This window comes from Gemmatimonadota bacterium, from assembly GCA_009841265.1.
Lineage (GTDB): Bacteria > JAAXHH01 > JAAXHH01 > JAAXHH01 > JAAXHH01 > JAAXHH01.
In genome coordinates this window covers 290,025-303,780 of the sequence record VXMB01000007.1, presented here as the reverse complement: position 1 = coordinate 303,780, position 13,756 = coordinate 290,025, and the positions used below count along the sequence as shown (strand labels likewise).

The following is a 13,756-nucleotide window of genomic DNA, read 5'->3' as shown; positions in this document are numbered from 1 at the left end:
GGGTGCTGGATCCGCCGGGGTGAAGCAGTCGGGGTGAGTGTGTAGAATATTCAATTATTTCAATAACTTATACCTGGTGTTTATAACAGTAATTACTTGATTCCTCAACAACCCGAAAGGAAGGATCCATGATCGGTCAGACCAGCCTGGCGTCGCTGCCCTCGCTGCGCGCTTACGACAGCCGCCGGATTTCCAGCTGGAATACCTCCGGGGAAAACGCCGATTTCTGGCGCATCGAAGCCGGCGAGAAACGCGTCATCGGCGAGATCGACGAACCGGGATGCATCAAGCACCTTTGGATGACGCTCGGGCTTCCGGCCGAGGATTACTGCCGCCGCATCGTAATGCGCATGTACTGGGACGGCAGCACGGAACCGAGCGTGGAGTGCCCCATCGGCGATTTCTTCGGCCTCGGCCACGGCATGCGCAAGGATTTCATTACCGCGCCGCTGCAGATGAGCCCGCAGGACGGCAAGGGGTTCAATTCCTGGTGGCCCATGCCCTTCAGGGACAAGGCCGTGATCGAAGTGGAGAACCAGGGAACCGAGGGATACAACCACTATTTCTACATCGATTACGAGACGTATCCCACGGTTGAGACGGTGGTGGACCAGGCGTATTTTCACACACAGTGGCGGCGGGAAGCCAACACCCGGGGATGGGCCTTCGAGGAAGGACTCAAGCCGGAAGCCTACCGGAACGACCCGCGCTGGTCGAATTTGAGCGAGCGGGAAAACTACGTCATCTGCGACGTCGAAGGAAACGGTGTCTACTGCGGCGCCCACCTGGACATCGACTGTTTCCAGCGGAACCCGAACGACTGGTACGGCGAGGGAGACGACATGATGTTCATCGACGGCGAGGCGTGGCCGCCGTCGCTGCACGGGACCGGCACCGAGGACTGGTACCATTGCGCCTACTGCCCGACCGACGAGTACAACGCGCCCTATCACGGCATCATCCTCTACAGCGGCAACGACGAGTGGCGGTGGAAGGGCAAGAACACGGTCTACCGCTACCACATCGAGGATCCGATCCGGTTTCGGAAGAGTTTCCATATTTCCATTGAGCACGGTCACGCGAACAAGCTGAGCAACGATTACTCAAGCACGGCGTACTACTACCTATCCGAACCGCGGCACGGCGGACCGGCCCTGCTGCCAGTCGACGACCGGATTCCGCGTCCGGACGAACCGCGATACGGAGGGTGACGGATAAACGAGGAGGGCGGCACATGATGGGCGGGTCGGTCCATGCGGTCCATGCGCCCTATTGCGGAGCGATTCTGCACCAACCTGCAAGGGAGGATCCATGATCGGTCAGACCAGCCTGGCGTCGCTGCCCACGCTGCGCACGTACAGGAGCCACCGGATTTCGAGCTGGGACACGACGGGCGCCAACACCGACGCGTGGCGGATCGAGGCCGGTGAGAAACGCGTCATCGGGCAGATCGACGGCCCCGGCTGCATCAAGCACATTTGGATGACGCTCGGGATCCCGTCCGAGGACTACTGCCGGCGCATCGTGCTGCGCATGTACTGGGACGGCTGCGTGGAGCCGAGCGTGGAGTGTCCAATCGGCGATTTCTTCGGCCTGGGACACGGCATGCGCAAGGATTTCATCACCGCGCCGCTGCAGATGAGCCCCCAGGACGGCAAGGGTTTCAACGCGTGGTGGCCCATGCCATTCAGGGAAAAGGCCGTGGTGGAAGTGGAAAACCAGGGCGACGAAGGCTACTTCCACTACTTCTACATCGACTGCGAAGCCTATCCCACCGTTGACGCGGTGGCGGATCAGGCGTATTTTCACGTACAGTGGCGCCGGGAAGCCGACACGAAGGGCTGGGCCTTCGAGGAAGGGCTCAAACCCGAAGAGTACCGGAACGACCCGCGCTGGCAGAACACGAGCGATCAGGACAACTACGTCATCTGCGACGTCGAGGGCGATGGCACCTACTGCGGCGCCCACCTGGACATCGACTGTTTTCAGCGGAACCCGAACGACTGGTACGGCGAAGGCGACGACATGATGTTCATCGACGGCGAGGCGTGGCCCCCGTCGCTGCACGGCACGGGCACCGAGGACTGGTATCACGGCGCATACGGTCCGACGACGGAGTTCCAGGCGCCGTACCACGGGATCATTCTCTACAGCGGCAACCCGGACTGGAGGTTCAAGGGCAAGAACACCGTATACCGTTATCACATTGAAGATCCTATCCGGTTCCGGAAGAGCTTCCGCATGTCCATCGAGCATGGCCATGCGAACAAGCTGAGCAACGATTACGCCAGCACGGCCTATTACTACCTCTCCGAGCCTCGGCGCGGCGGTCCGGCCCTGCTGTCGGTCGACAAACGCCTGCCGCGGCCGAACGAGGAGCGATACGGCTGAGAGTGAGCAGCCCTGCGGGCGAGCCGCACGGCTGAGGAGGAGCAGTGCCGAGAGCGGGCAACCCGGCCGTTGTAAGGCAGAAGAGCGAACGACGAAAGTCCAAATACGGAGGTCCAAATGTTATCCCAGGATCAGGTTGAATTCTACCACGAGAACGGTTACATGACCGTCGACAAAGTGCTTTCTGACGCGGAGGTCACGGATCTGCAGCGGGTGACGGACGAATTCGTAGATAAGGCCCGGGTCATCACCGAACATACGGACTTCTACGATCTCGAACCCGGTCACTCGGCGGATGATCCGCAGGTGCGCCGCCTGAAGAGCCCGATCGACCACCACGACGTGTACAGGCGCACCATAGAGCACGACGGCATCCTCGACATCGTGGCGCAGCTGATCGGCGACGACATACGGACCAACGGCAACAAGCTGAACATGAAGTCCGCCGACTACGGCAGCCCGGTGGAATGGCACCAGGACTGGTCCTTTTATCCCCATACCAACGACGATATCCTGGCCGTGGGCGTCTGCATCGATGAGATGACCGAAGCCAACGGCGCCTTGCTGGTGATTCCCGGTTCCCATAAAGGCCCGACCTACGACCACCACCAGGACGGACGGTTCTGCGGTGCGGTGAGCGATCCCGAATTCACCCCGGACAACGTCGTGGCGCTCGAAGTGCCCGCGGGCGGGATATCCATCCATCACGTCCGGACGCTGCACGGATCGGCGCCGAACTATTCCGGCGCACCACGGCGCTTGCTCTTGTTCCAGATGGCTGCCGCCGACGCCTGGCCACTCACGGGAGCGGGCGACTGGGACACCTTCAACGGCAACCTCCTCCGGGGCGAACCGACCAACGTGCCGCGCATGGCCGACCTGCCCGTACGCATGCCCCTTCCCGGCCCGGAACGAGGCGGTTCGATCTACGAAACCCAGTCGGTTCTCGAGAACAAGACCTGGGCCCGGTGAACGCGCCAGCCCAATACGAATCGGAATACAGGCAGCCGATCCTGTTTTTCGATGGCGTGTGCGGCCTCTGCAACCGGTTCGTCGACTTTATGCTTCGGGTCGACAGCAAGGACAGGTTCCGGTATTCGCCGCTGCAGGGCGAAACCGCGCGCAGACTCCTGGAGATGGATGACCGGGCCGGCGGCCTCGAGGCGGGCAGCGCTCCTCCCGGCGGCCTCGAGCCGGGCACTCCCCAGGCGGGCGATCTCCGATCTTTCATTTTTCTCGATAAAGACAGGCGTTTCGAGCAATCAAGTGCCGTTTTGCACGCCCTGAATCGATTGGGTGGCGCATGGCGCCTGATCGCCGTGCTGTATGTTTTTCCAAGTCCCCTGCGCGATTTCGTCTATCGCATCGTCGCGCGCAACCGGTACCGCTGGTTCGGCAGGCGTGAAGCATGCAGGCTGCCCACGCCCGAAGAGCGCGATCGGTTCCTGCCGTGACGGGCGACAGCGGTTTGTGTCTTGACCATTCGGCCTGTGTCGTCCCTCTCCTCGCGATCATCCCATCATGACCGACAGGTTCACTTCAGACAACCATCCCTTCGTTACTCCCGACGTAGTCAACGCGCTACCGAGCAAGCCCGCGGATTTCCGATCGTCCTACGGACCAATGCCTCCCCAGTTCGGCGAATTGCGCATACCGGCCGGGCGTGTTCCTCATCCGGTGGCCGTAGTTCTGCACGGTGGATGCTGGCTGTCGATCTACGCGGACCTGCGCAACGCGGATGCGCTGGCCGACGCGCTACGGGACGAGGGCATAGCGACATGGAACGTCGAATACCGTTGCGTGGACCAGGAAGGCGGTGGATGGCCGGGGACTTTTCTCGACGCCGGGCTCGCAGTGGACCACCTGCGTTCTCTGGCCGCGGATCACCATCTCGACCTGGATCGCGTGATCACGATCGGTCATTCGGCGGGAGGTCACCTGGCGCTCTGGACGGCGGCACGCCACCGGCTGCCCACGGAAAGCCCGCTCTGGACCGCGGACCCGTTGCCGTTGCGCGGCACCGTCGTTCTGGGCGGCCCCGGTGATCTGAAGCGATTTGTTCCTCATGCGGACGCGGAATGCCGGCAAGGCGTCGTATCGGAACTGCTTGGGGGTCAAGGCGTATCATCCGATAATGTTGAGCAGCGTGCGGAAGGTCGACTTCGATGCTGTTCGCCCGTAGAACTACTGCCCCTGGGTCTTCCACAGGTCATGATCAGTACGGAACACGACTGGGTCGTTCCGCCCGAACTGGGCGAGGCCTACGCAGCCGCGGCCCGCACGGCCGGAGACCCTGCCGAATACGTCATCATCCCGAACGCCGGCCATCACGAGTTCATGGTACCGGGCTCCGTGACGTGGCCTACCGTACTTCAGGCCGTGCATTCGTTGCTCGAAACCTGAGACTGCCTGCAGGTCCGGTCTATAATCGAAAGGCCACGATATGCCCGACATCACCGTAAGACCCGACTGCAAGAACGCGCCGAAGAAGGCCCTGTTGCGGGATTTCATTTCGGCCTTCGCGCACGCCGATATCGAAGGTGTCCTATCGCCGATGAGCGACGATATCGTCTGGAACCTGGTGGGCGACAGCGTGATCGAGGGAAAAGAGAACGTACGCGCATTGCTGGAAGCGATGAAAGGTGTCGGAACGAGCGACCTGGTCATCGAATCCATCATCACCCATGGACGGGAGGCGGCGGTCAACGGCGTGATCCGATCCAACTCGGGCCAGGCTCACGCCTTCTGCGATGTCGTTCAATTCACCAGTGCGTCGAGTATGAAGATAAAAACCATGACCTCCTACTCGATTGCCCTGGACGCTGAGTAGGCCGAAGCCAACCCGACACGCCCTGGAAGAGGTGGACGCGTACCTGTCCTCGCTTCCGGAAGTGCAAACGGAGAAGGCCCTGCGGTCGCGGCTGATGGAGATGAAGGATGTGAAAAGGAGGATTCAAAGTGACAGAACGCAGACCCCGTTCCCAAATGCCCGCATTTGTTAAGGCATTGGTCGCCATGATGTTCGGCATCCTTGCCGGCGGCGCGTTGAACTTCATGTTGGGCGAGCAAGGCGCGGACACGCCTGCATTCGCGATCTACGGTGGGGCGCTGGCGCTGGTAATCTACATCGTTCAGGCCAGGCTTCGATCGCGGAAAAAGTGACTGCCGGGGGTCACGGACCGGCGTACGACCGCTACGTATCGAGACGCAGCGTCCAGTTGTTCCACTTGTGGTCCGGCAGGCCTCCCAGAGACCGGTAGAATCTCTCGGCGTCGGCGTTCCCGGTCATGACAGTCCAGATGACTTCGGACGCGTCCATGGCCCGGGCATGCGCAGTCACCGACGCCATCAACGCCTTTCCCACGCCCATATTCCGGGCGGAATCGACGACAAACAGCTCTTTGAGCACGAGCTTTGGTCGTAACGTATAGGTCCAATGGATCGGATAGGTAACTGCCATCCCGACCAGCTCATCGTCGTGTTCGGCGACGAACGCGGTGAACAGCCGCTCATCCCCAAATCCGTGCTCGAGGATGCTCTCCCGCGTCACGGCGAACTGGTCGATGTAGTCTTCGTACCGCGCCAGCCCCTTCATGAGTTCGAGCAGACGATCAGTGTCTTCCGGAACGGCTAACCTGACGTGCATGTGGAAACGTCCGACTTCGGGGGGACTTTGGATGATCCTGGCGATCACACGAATTACGTGGCCAGCACTTCCCGCAGCGCATCGAGAAAGGCATCGTTTTCTGCCGGCAGGCCAATCGTCACGCGCATGCCCCGCTCCAGCATGGGATAGCGGCTGACGTCGCGGATGAGCACGCCCCGTTCGATGAGTCCGTGGAAGATCCCGGCGACCGGCCGGTCCGCCTCGAACAATACGAAGTTGGCGTGCGACGGATAAGGCTTGATGCCCGGCAGGTCCCGCAGGGCTTCGAAGACCCGTTGCCTTTCCGACCGGATCAGCGACGCGCGTTCCTCGATCAGTGCATCCTGGCCGATCAACTTTCGCGCAGTAATCAGGGAGATGATGTTTACGTTGTAGGGAAGTTTGACTTTCTCGATTTCCCGCGCCACGGCAGGATCGGCAACAAGATACCCCAGGCGAAGGCCGGCCGCGCCGAGGGCTTTCGAGAACGTGCGTGTGATCACCAGGTTGGGATGACGGTCCAGCAGTTCAATACACGACACGCCGCCGAACTCGAAATAGGCCTCGTCCACCACGACCAGGCCCGTGGTCGCTTCGGTTATCCGTGCCGTATCTTCCGGGGTGATCATCGAGCCGGTCGGGTTGTTCGGCGAACACAGCACCACCAGCCTGACGTCCGGATGGGCGCTTTCTTCCACAAGCCGATCGACGTCGAAGCTTAAATCGTGCTTGAGGTGTACCGTCCTTATGTCGGCGCCCGCGATCCTGCCCATGAGGGCGTACAGGGTGAAGGTCGGCGCGGGCAGCACGACCGCATCGCCCGTCGAGACCGTAGCCTGGAAGATCGACTGGATCAGTTCGTTCGAGCCGTTTCCGATCAGGATGTGCTCGGGGCCCATCCCATGGCGCCTGCCAATGGCCGCCTTGACCTCGCCGGGAACGAATCCAGGATAGCGCCCCCAGTTGCTCGCCAGGGCCTCGTCCACGATTTCCCGCTTAAGTTCCTCGGGCACGTCGAAAGGGCATTCGTTCTGGTTGAGCTTGACCGGACAGTCCGGCTGGACCAGGGTGTAACCGGACATGGCGCGGACGGCGGGTTTTATGCTCGTAGCGGCCACCGTCAGTAAATCACCTTGTTCAGCGGATACTCCACCAGGCCCTGGGCGCCGGCCCTTTTAAGCGCCGGGATCAGCTGCCGGATGGTGTGCTCCTCGATCATTACTTCAATGGCCACCCACTCCGTATCGGCCAGGGGGGATATGGTGGGGTTCTGCAGCGCGGGAAGCAGTTCGGACACGGCGTCGAGGTCGGCGCGTTTCACGTTCATCTTGAGACCGACCATCTCATCGGCGAGCATGGCGCCTTTGAGCAGCAGGGCGATGTTCTCGATCTTGCGCCGCTTGTCCGGATCCTGCCAGCTCGTTTTGTTCGCGATGAGCCGGTTGGTGGACACCATCAAGGTATCGAGGATCCGAAGCTTGTTGGCCCGGATCGAACCGCCCGTTTCGGTGATTTCCACGATCGCGTCCACCAGGTCCGGGGCCTTGGCCTCCGTGGCACCCCAGGAGAACTCCACCTTCGCGTTCACGCCGTGTTCCTTCAGGTAGGCTTCCGTGATGTTGACGACTTCCGTGGCGATGCGCTTGCCTTCCAGGTCCTGGACGCTGTGAATGTCCGACGCCTCGGGCGCGGCCAGCACCCACCGCAGGGGCTGGCGGGTATGCTTGGCATAGACCAGTTCCGCCACCTCCACCACGTCGGCCCCGGTCTCCACGATCCAGTCCTTGCCCGTAAGCCCCGCGTCGAACACCTCGTCCTCGACGTAACGGCCGATCTCCTGCGCCCGGATCAGCATGATCTCCAGTTCTTCGTCGTCCACCCAGGGGGAATAAGACCGGCTGCTTACCGTGCAATGGAAACCCGCCTTACGCATGAGCTCAAAGGTGGATTCTTGCAGGCTTCCTTTCGGCAGCGCCAGTTTGACTAACATCTCAGTGTTCTCCTCGTGACTCTTGTAGGGATCGATTCCCTGTGTTACCTTCTACGATCTGTCGATTTCAAAACCGCCTGAAAATAGCACGACACGCCGGGAATGTCCATTACTATTGAAACTAGGACCGATCTTAAACCAGAACCAATCCTTGCATAACCACCGACCCGACTCCCAAGACCCAACGCTTCCCCTCGGACTGAACAGCGGCGAACTGCGCATCTCTACCTACCGCGACGAATGGCCGGTGCTTTACGAATCCGAGCAGGAGACCATCGAATCAGCAATCGGGGATCATATCGTCGAGATCCAGCACGTAGGCAGCACCGCGATCGTCGGTATGCCTGCCAAGCCGATCCTCGATATCGCGATTGCGACAGGGAACTTCGAGAAGGCCAGTGTGTGCATCGCGCCGCTCGCCGCGCTGGGATATACGTTCAAGGGCGAGAATGGCATACCCCGCCGACACTATTTCACGAAGGGCGAGCCTTGTACACACCATATTCACATGGTCGAAGAAACCAGCGACGAGTGGGCGAAGCTGATCCTGTTTCGGGATTACCTGAGATCCGATCAGCGCGTTGCGGATGAATATGCCCGCTTGAAGTCCGCCCTGTTGGATCGTCTGGCTGGTGACCGCGTGGCATATCAGGCCGCCAAGACGGAGTTTATCGAAGAGGTGTTGCAAAAGGCGCGCGCTACGCGGAGTTGATAGACATTTCACGCGGACGCGGCATCATACGAACATCATGGGTACGACTACAATGATCGCCGTCATATTCGACATCGATGGGACCCTGGTCGAAAGTGCCGGTTTCGAAGACGACTTGTACGTCGCCGCGGTACGAGACGTTCTGGGAGATGTGTGCATCCGCAAAACGTGGAATACATACAGACATGTAACCGACACAGGCATTCTGAAGACTTTTCGAACCGCCAGGCATTCATGGAGATGCTGCATGCCCGGTAACGGAGTCTCGCCTTGTTGAAACACTACTTCACAATCTGTGCCAGGCATCTGCTCAGGCATAAACCTTATGCCGCGCTCAATATCCTGAATCTGGCCGTCGGCATGGCCTGCGCGGTCCTCATCGGTCTGTATATACAAGACGAACGGGCCTACGACCGGTACCATGCGAACGCGGATCAGATCTACCGCGTCGTGAACGGGACCAACGCGAAAACGACCCCCGCCCTCGGGCCGGCCATACATGAACTCCTACCGGAAGTTCAGTCATTCGCCCGACTCAGCCCACCCTTTGGCGGGTGGATCATACGGTATGAAGACCAATCGTACTTCGAAGACCGCGTGTTCTGGGCGGATCCCGAAGTCTTCGATGTTTTTTCCTTCCCACTGGTGCGGGTCAATCCCAAGCAGGCGCTACAGGATCCGGGATCGGTCGTCATCACCGAGTCCATGGCGCGCAAGTACTTCGGGAACGCGGATCCGCTCGGTGAGACCATTACGCTGGATACGTATCCTTTCACCGTCACCGGGGTGATGCGGGACCTGCCCGGGCATTCCCATTTCCAGGCGGACTTCTTCCTTGGGATCGAGGGGTCGCTTGGTATCCTGGGAAATGATTACCTGGAGCAGTGGGATTGGCCTTCCTTCTATACCTACCTGCTGCTGTCGCCGGATGCGGATCCCATCGCCTTCGCGCAGAAACTGCCGGACGTGCTCGAAGACCGGTTCGGCGCGCGATGGGAAGCGGAAAACATCACGATGAACCCCCGGTTGCAACCGCTGACCGACATCTACCTTTACTCCAGACTCGAGAACGAGGCCGGAGAGAACGGCAACGGCACGTACCTGCTGCTGCTCGGCGCCCTGGCCGTCGTCATCGTCCTGCTTGCCTGTTTCAACTTCATGAACATGGCCACCGCCCGTTCGCTCACGCGTAACCGCGAGGTCGCGCTTCGGAAGGCCTTCGGTGCGAACCGGGGACAGCTGGTCCGCCAGTTCATGGGCGAGTCCTTCGGTATCACATGCATCGCCATCGTGACCGCGCTGATACTCGTCGCGCTCAGTCTGCCCTTCTTCCAGGACCTCACGGGGAAGGCCATCGCGCTCGACATCTTCCGATCCTGGCAGTTCTGGACGGGCATCGCCGCGGTGACCCTCCTGGTGGGGTTCATCTCCGGCAGCTACCCCACGTTTTTCACAGCGGCCTTCACGCCGGCACAACACCTGAAGGGCCGGACCGGGACCGGCGCAACCCGCCACCTGGTACGCAGGCTGCTGGTCATGGGTCAGTGCATGATGGTGATCCTGCTGCTCGGGAGCACCTGGGTGTTCACCGCACAGTTGGATTACATTCAGGGCAAACGGCTGGGCCTGCAGCCGGAACGGGTGCTTGTGGGACCGTCCAGTTTCCCGACCTTCGTGGATCAGTATCCGGTTTTCAGGGAAACGCTCGAGCAATACCCCCAGATCGAAAGCGTTGGTACCACCCTGATGCTGCCCGGCCGCACGGGACGCAAGGGCCTGCTCGCCACAACGGGAACGCGGCGGACCGACCGGCCGCAGGCGGAAGCGCAGAACCTGCTCGACTGGGCGATCACCGATGATTTCGTCGAGGTATTCGGGATGGAGTTGCTGGCCGGCCGGAGCCTGTCGAGTTCGCGCCTGGCGGACCGGGAGGAAGCCGTGATGATCAACGAAACCGCCATGCGGCAGTTGGGATGGAACGCGCCCGAAGAGGCCGTCGATCAGGAGGTCCTGATCCACATTGGCCATCCCTGGGCGCACGATCGGCGGATCATCGGCGTGATCGCGGATTTCCACATGCGGTCGCTTCACCATCGCATCGAACCGATGATCATCAGGCACTGGCCCAGGGAAAACCTGCCCTTCTACGCGATCCGCATCCAATCCGATGACGTGACCGGTACGGTCTCGTGGATCCAGGAAACCTGGAAGCAACAGATGCCGGATATCCCCATGGTGTATTCGTTTCTCGATGAGGATTACGGCCGGCTTTACGCGGCCGAGGCGACACTCCGCGAGGTCTTCGGCGTTTTCTCGTCTGTCGCGGTCTTTATGGCCTGTGCCGGGCTGTTCGGCCTGGCCTCATTCATGTCGGCGCGGCGTACGAGGGAAGTGGGCATGCGGAGAATCCTCGGTGCCACGGTCGTCCAGACGACGGGTCTGCTCCTGAGGGAATTCTTCTACCTGGTCCTGATCGCTACGGTACTGGCCGCGCCCATCGCCTACATCGCCATGCGGCAATGGCTTCAGCTGTTCTCCTATCGGGCGGACGTCGGTCCCGCCGCGTTCTTCGCCGCCGGCGCGGTCGTCCTGGCCATCGCCCTGGTGACGGTGAGTTTCCGTGTCATCGGCGTAGCCCGGGCGAACCCGGTGGACACGCTACGGTATGAGTAGGGCGGCTTCAAAGCAATCCGGCGTGGCCGAGTCGGGCCTGCAAGCCCGCAATACCTTCCTCCACCAGATCCGCTCTTCCTTCCTCCAAACCGTAGATGACCTCGTGACAGGAAGCCATCCAGGTGTAGAACCGGAGCCTGTTCACGAAGTTGACGTCCAGTGCGCGATGGATGCATGACGTGTGCTGGACGACGGATGCGCCCTGGACGTCTGACTCGCGCTGATAACCGTCCCGTATCCTTTCAACGGCCTCCATGCCGTAAGTAACATAAATACCGACGAAATCGATCGCCGGATCGCCGATGGTCGCGTCTTCGAAGTCAATCAGCCCGGCCACCCCGTCCTCTTCGATCAGGATATGCTCGCAACCCAGGTCGCAGTGCACCAGGGCGACGTCATCAAGCGTCGTGAGTTCCTCGTCGAGAAACCGGTTGAAACCGCGTTCGACGGCTTCACGCATACGTGAGTCCAGTAAGGGCGATATACTGATACGGACAGTTTCCCTCAGTTCGTCGTAGCGCTGCCGCCACGCCTCGACAGTGGGATCCATGCCACAGGCCTCGGAGACCAGCGAGGCGGGGATGTCGTGAAGTGAGGACAGCGCGGCCGCTATGGATTCGGCCACCTCACCGGCCAGTTTGGTGTGGGTATATGGACGGCTGGACAGAGGACGACCCGGAATCCGCCGATACCCCGCATAGGGCTGTCCGCGCCAGGTTCCCACATACTCGAAACACGGTACGGCGAACTCGACCTGTGGAGCGACAACGGGCAGTACCGCCTGCTCCTTTCTCAGGTTTTTGGCGACGACACTGTTTCGGGGAAAACGAAAGATCCAGCCTGGGTTCGAGGACTCGGTGTGCTCATCGCGGCACCTGTATTCGATTTCAAAAGTCCAGTAAGACCAGCCTCCCTTGATGGGATGGATTCGACCGTGATCCAGTCCGAGGCTGACGAGCAGGTTTTCAACATCCGGGGTGGTCACAACAGTGTACTGAATGATCGATCTGCCTTTTCTAGCCAAGAGGGTTGGTTGTCAGAAGGATGCGGCAATCTACCTGCCAATCTATTCAAGCGGACCCAGAACGGTTCTGAATTTCTCTAAACAAAACTGAGCTTCACGCTCATTACCGGTCTCCAGGCAATAGCACAGTCCACCGAGTTCCCTGTAATGGAGGTACAGTTCAATGCGAGAGAGGGCGCCAGGTCCGAATTCGCCTCCATTCTCCTGATATGCCTCAAGCATGCAGGTCACATATTCGCGGCACAGGCGCATTTGCGGCACGAAATCAAAGATTGGATCACCAAATCCCGCGTATTCCCAGTCAAGAACCCCTGCGACCCGTGGTTCATCGGTCGCATGAAACAAGACATGCTCATGCCACAGGTCACCGTGAGAAAACCGTTGGACCGGACAACCCTGCTCCCAGTCCTCGCTGTATTGTTCCCACCAGTTCTGTGCGTTGCGCAGTTCGCGTGGCGAAAGGTTCGCTTTAAGGTAGGAGAGCGCGTACGACCATGTTTCTTCCGGTTGGGGAGCCGAGGATGTCGGCAGTTCCGGCAGGTCGTCCTGCCTGATCGTCTGTATGGCAAGAACCAACTCGCCCATTAAACCCGCGATTGGCTTAACCCGCGGCGATCGCTTGAGTACCGAACCCAGGGCCGGTCCCTCGATTTTATTCTGCATCATGGCCCCGAAAGGGAAGTCGTCCGATTCCTCGCAATAACTCAGGATATTCGGCACGTCAACAGGTAGAAGTGATTTGAGCCTTGGTAGGACGTAACACTCTCTTTTATGTCCGGTCTGAGCCTTCTTGTTTAGCGCCACCCGAAAGACCAGACCGGCGGGGCTTCCCAGGACGACGCTTTTGAATCCCTTACCTATCCTGTGAAGTGGAAACGCGGAGCTGCCGAGGTCAAAGGTGCGACGAATGTGTTCGGCTAATGCTTTGTCGTCTTTGACAAGCTTTGAATAGGTCATCGGAATCAGTCGTGCAAAGTTTTGTTTCTAGATCATCCAAACCTCTAACTACTAATACGATAACAAATGATAATCCAAAGGAGGAACAATGTTACCAGATAATCGAATCCCCACTCATCCAGGTGAGATGCTTCTCGAAGAATTCATAAAACCACTGGGCATGACTCAGGCGGCGTTCGCCGACCATATCGGCATGCCACTTCAACTGCTAAATGAGATCGTTCAGGGTAAAAGAGGAGTTACTCCCGAGACTGCGTGGCAGCTGTCTCAAGCGCTAGATATGACTCCGGGGTTCTGGCTGAATCTCCAACGGAAACATGATCTCGTGAAGAAACGACTGGAATCGACCGATTGATTACGGGT

14 protein-coding genes are annotated in these 13,756 nt (G+C 59.8%); 9 read left to right on the top strand and 5 right to left on the bottom strand.

Features of this window, described 5'->3' with window-relative positions; all coding sequences use genetic code 11:
* Positions 1-128: 128 nt before the first annotated feature.
* The 6 genes from F4X08_03060 to F4X08_03035 all read left to right on the top strand — a co-directional run bounded on the left by F4X08_03060 (position 129) and on the right by F4X08_03035 (position 5,221).
* Positions 129-1,211 (top strand): DUF2961 domain-containing protein, encoded by a 1,083-nt coding sequence (locus F4X08_03060; protein MYD24778.1) that lies wholly within the window; start codon positions 129-131, stop codon positions 1,209-1,211.
* A gap of 100 nt (positions 1,212-1,311) precedes the next feature.
* On the top strand, positions 1,312-2,391 hold the full coding sequence (locus F4X08_03055; GenBank protein MYD24777.1) for a DUF2961 domain-containing protein: 1,080 nt from the start codon (positions 1,312-1,314) through the stop codon (positions 2,389-2,391).
* 117 nt (positions 2,392-2,508) lie between these two features.
* Positions 2,509-3,363 (top strand): phytanoyl-CoA dioxygenase family protein, encoded by an 855-nt coding sequence (locus F4X08_03050; GenBank protein MYD24776.1) that lies wholly within the window; start codon positions 2,509-2,511, stop codon positions 3,361-3,363.
* 38 nt (positions 3,364-3,401) lie between these two features.
* Positions 3,402-3,845 carry a DUF393 domain-containing protein gene (locus tag F4X08_03045; GenBank protein MYD24775.1) on the top strand — a complete coding sequence of 148 codons (444 nt, stop codon included), beginning with the start codon at positions 3,402-3,404 and terminating at the stop codon, positions 3,843-3,845.
* A gap of 67 nt (positions 3,846-3,912) precedes the next feature.
* Positions 3,913-4,794 carry an alpha/beta hydrolase gene (locus F4X08_03040; protein ID MYD24774.1) on the top strand — a complete coding sequence of 294 codons (882 nt, stop codon included), beginning with the start codon at positions 3,913-3,915 and terminating at the stop codon, positions 4,792-4,794.
* Between the two features lie 40 nt (positions 4,795-4,834).
* On the top strand, positions 4,835-5,221 hold the full coding sequence (locus F4X08_03035; protein MYD24773.1) for a nuclear transport factor 2 family protein: 387 nt from the start codon (positions 4,835-4,837) through the stop codon (positions 5,219-5,221).
* Positions 5,222-5,584: 363 nt separating this feature from the next.
* Here F4X08_03035 and F4X08_03030 read toward each other — a convergent pair whose 3' ends face one another.
* The 3 genes from F4X08_03030 to F4X08_03020 are packed head-to-tail and all read right to left on the bottom strand — an operon-like array spanning position 5,585 to position 8,027.
* Positions 5,585-6,037: a GNAT family N-acetyltransferase gene (locus tag F4X08_03030; protein ID MYD24772.1), complete on the bottom strand. Its 453-nt coding sequence runs from the start codon at positions 6,035-6,037 to the stop codon at positions 5,585-5,587.
* 53 nt (positions 6,038-6,090) lie between these two features.
* Positions 6,091-7,155 (bottom strand): histidinol-phosphate transaminase, encoded by a 1,065-nt coding sequence (gene hisC, locus F4X08_03025; GenBank protein MYD24771.1) that lies wholly within the window; start codon positions 7,153-7,155, stop codon positions 6,091-6,093.
* A gap of 2 nt (positions 7,156-7,157) precedes the next feature.
* Positions 7,158-8,027, bottom strand: a complete 870-nt coding sequence (locus tag F4X08_03020) for an ATP phosphoribosyltransferase (protein ID MYD24770.1) — start codon at positions 8,025-8,027, stop codon at positions 7,158-7,160.
* Between the two features lie 34 nt (positions 8,028-8,061).
* On the opposite strand from F4X08_03020, the gene F4X08_03015 reads away from it, so the two are divergent.
* Both F4X08_03015 and F4X08_03010 read left to right on the top strand, forming a co-directional pair.
* Positions 8,062-8,739 (top strand): GrpB family protein, encoded by a 678-nt coding sequence (locus F4X08_03015; GenBank protein MYD24769.1) that lies wholly within the window; start codon positions 8,062-8,064, stop codon positions 8,737-8,739.
* 270 nt (positions 8,740-9,009) lie between these two features.
* Positions 9,010-11,412, top strand: a complete 2,403-nt coding sequence (locus tag F4X08_03010) for an FtsX-like permease family protein (GenBank protein ID MYD24768.1) — start codon at positions 9,010-9,012, stop codon at positions 11,410-11,412.
* 7 nt (positions 11,413-11,419) lie between these two features.
* Here the strand turns inward: F4X08_03010 and F4X08_03005 are convergent, their stop codons facing one another.
* On the bottom strand, positions 11,420-12,436 hold the full coding sequence (locus F4X08_03005; protein ID MYD24767.1) for a phosphotransferase: 1,017 nt from the start codon (positions 12,434-12,436) through the stop codon (positions 11,420-11,422).
* Between the two features lie 42 nt (positions 12,437-12,478).
* The gene (locus F4X08_03000) at positions 12,479-13,393 is read right to left on the bottom strand and encodes an aminoglycoside phosphotransferase family protein (protein ID MYD24766.1); all 915 of its coding nucleotides are present in this window, start codon (positions 13,391-13,393) and stop codon (positions 12,479-12,481) included.
* A gap of 88 nt (positions 13,394-13,481) precedes the next feature.
* On the opposite strand from F4X08_03000, the gene F4X08_02995 reads away from it, so the two are divergent.
* A complete protein-coding gene (locus tag F4X08_02995) occupies positions 13,482-13,748 on the top strand; it encodes a HigA family addiction module antidote protein (protein ID MYD24765.1) in 267 nt (88 codons plus the stop codon).
* Positions 13,749-13,756 lie beyond the last annotated feature (8 nt).

Coding starts and splice junctions, on each gene's coding strand:
- F4X08_03060 (MYD24778.1), top strand. CDS start 129: ATGATCGGTCAGACCAGCCTGGCGTCGCTGCCCTCGCTGCGCGCTTAC.
- F4X08_03055 (MYD24777.1), top strand. CDS start 1,312: ATGATCGGTCAGACCAGCCTGGCGTCGCTGCCCACGCTGCGCACGTAC.
- F4X08_03050 (MYD24776.1), top strand. CDS start 2,509: ATGTTATCCCAGGATCAGGTTGAATTCTACCACGAGAACGGTTACATG.
- F4X08_03040 (MYD24774.1), top strand. CDS start 3,913: ATGACCGACAGGTTCACTTCAGACAACCATCCCTTCGTTACTCCCGAC.
- F4X08_03035 (MYD24773.1), top strand. CDS start 4,835: ATGCCCGACATCACCGTAAGACCCGACTGCAAGAACGCGCCGAAGAAG.
- F4X08_03030 (MYD24772.1), bottom strand. CDS start 6,037: ATGCACGTCAGGTTAGCCGTTCCGGAAGACACTGATCGTCTGCTCGAA.
- F4X08_03020 (MYD24770.1), bottom strand. CDS start 8,027: ATGTTAGTCAAACTGGCGCTGCCGAAAGGAAGCCTGCAAGAATCCACC.
- F4X08_03000 (MYD24766.1), bottom strand. CDS start 13,393: ATGACCTATTCAAAGCTTGTCAAAGACGACAAAGCATTAGCCGAACAC.
- F4X08_02995 (MYD24765.1), top strand. CDS start 13,482: ATGTTACCAGATAATCGAATCCCCACTCATCCAGGTGAGATGCTTCTC.